We start from the raw sequence: 2,368 nt of genomic DNA on the forward strand, positions 1-2,368 counted from the left end.
GGGTTCGGGAGGGTGCGCTGGGTGCGTACACCCATCAGGACCTGCCCTTCGAGTACCTCGTGGAACACCTGCGCCCCGAACGCGACCTGTCCCGCAACCCGCTCGTCCAGGTCGTCTTCCAGATCGTCAACGACCTGCCCGACTGGTCGGCGCTGGGCGACCTGGACGTCTCGCTCTTCCGTACGGACCGCGAGTTCACCCGCATGGACCTGGAGGTCTACCTCTTCCCCGCTGCCGACGGCGGACTGAGCGGGCGCCTGGTGTTCAGCCGCGCCCTGTTCGACGAGAGCACCGTCGAGCGGTTCGTCCGCCATCTCGGCACCGCCCTGGCCGGGCTGCTGGCCGACCCCGACCGGCCGATCTCCCAGCCGGCCCTCCTCGACGACACCGAGCAGGAACGTTTCCTCACCGCTGGGAACGACACGGACCGCCCCCTGCCCGAAGCCTCGCTGCCGGAGCTGTTCGCCCGGCAGGCGGCCCGGACCCCGGACGCGGTCGCCGTCGAACTGCCGGACGGCTCCACGTACAGCTACGCGGAACTCGCCCGGCGGGCACACCGCCTCGCCCATCGCCTGCTGGCCGCCGGCCTCGCCCCCGAGGAGCCCGTCGGACTCCACCTCGACCGAGGCCTCGACCTCGTCGTCGCCGTCCTCGCGGTGCCGGCCGCAGGCGGCGCCTATCTGCCCCTCGACCGACGCGATCCGGCCGCACGCACCCGCCTGCTCCTCGACGAGGCCGGCGCACGCCTCGTCCTCAGCGACCGCCCCGAGGCCACCGGGGAGATCCTCCGCGACACCGGCGTCACCACCCTCGCCACGACGGCGGACGGCGACGGCCCGGACGATCGGCCCGAGGTCGCGCCGCACCCGGACGCGCTGGCCTACGTGATGTACACGTCCGGCACGACCGGTGTCCCCAAGGGCGTGGCGGTGACCCACCGCAACGTCATCGGCCTGGCGCTCGACTCCCGCTGGCGCAACGGGAACCACGAACGAGTCCTGCTGCACTCGCCGCACGCCTTCGACGCCTCCACCTACGAGCTGTGGGTGCCGCTGCTGACCGGCGGCCGGGTCGTGGTGGCCCCGCCCGGCGAACTCGGCACGGCCGACCTGAGCCGGGCCGTCACCCGCGGCCGGGTGACCGCGCTGTGGCTCACCGCGGGCCTGTTCGGCCTGCTGGTCGACGTGGCCCCGGAGACCTTCGCGACGGTGCGGGAGGTGTGGGCCGGCGGTGAGGCGGTGTCGCCGGAGACGGTGAACGCCCTGCTCTCCGCCCACCCCGGCATCCGGGTCGTCGACGGCTACGGGCCGACCGAGAGCACCACGTTCGCCAGCAGCCACCCCATGACGGCCGCCGACCTGCCGGTCCGGTCCGTGCCCATCGGCACGCCCCTGGACAACACCCGCGCCTACGTGCTCGACACCCGGCTCCGACCCGTTCCCACCGGTGTCACCGGCGAGTTGTACCTCGCCGGGGTCGGCCTGGCCCGCGGCTACCTCGGCCGACCCGGCCTCACCGCGGAACGGTTCGTCGCCGACCCCTTCGGCGCCCCCGGCGGCCGGCTGTACCGCACCGGCGACCTGGTGCGCCGCCGCGTCGACGGCGTGATCGAGTACCGGGGACGGGCCGACGAACAGGTCAAGATCCGTGGCTTTCGCATCGAGCCCGCCGAGGTCCGCGCGGCACTGGAGCGGCAGGAGTCCGTCGCCGCCGCGACCGTGCTCGTCCGGGAGGACCGCCCCGGCGAGCGCGAACTCGTCGGCTACGTCGTGCCCAGGGGCAACCCCGACCCCGAGGAGTTCCTGGCCGCCGTACGGTCCGGCCTCACCGCGGCGGTGCCCCGCCAGCTGATCCCGACCGCCCTCGTCGTCGTGGACGCGATCCCCCTCACCGCGTCGGGCAAGGTGGACCGCCGCGCCCTGCCCGCTCCCCGGCGGCCGGAGCCCACCGGGGGGACCGCCCCGCGCACCCCCGCGGAACGGACCCTGGGCGCGGTCTTCGCCGAACTGCTCGGGCTCGAATCGGTCGGGATCGACGACAACCTGTTCACGCTGGGCGGCCACTCCCTCATGGCGGCCAGGTTGGTCGCCCGGATCCGTTCCGACCTGGGCGTCGAGATCCCCCTGCGCACGGTGTTCCAGCACGGCACCGTCCGGGAGCTGGCGCCCCTCCTGACCGACGCGGCGCACCGCGCGGACGGCCCCGCGCTCGTCCCCGTCGACCGGGACCGGCCGCTGCCGCTGTCGTTCGGCCAGCGCGGCCTCTGGCTCGCCGACCAGTTGTCGCCGGGGAGTGCGGCGTACAACGTGCCGTTCGCGGTGCGGGTGCGGGGTGGGTTGGACGTGGGTGCGTTGGGTGGGGCGTTGTC

General features: G+C 74.4%; 1 protein-coding gene. It reads left to right on the forward strand.

The genetic code is table 11. From position 1 onward, the window contains the following. The coding region (locus AB0J08_RS41495) for an amino acid adenylation domain-containing protein (RefSeq protein ID WP_360645357.1) at window positions 1-2,368 on the forward strand (2,368 nt) is incomplete at both ends.

Source organism: Kitasatospora sp. NPDC050463 (assembly GCF_040655255.1).
Classification (GTDB): Bacteria; Actinomycetota; Actinomycetes; order Streptomycetales; family Streptomycetaceae; genus Kitasatospora.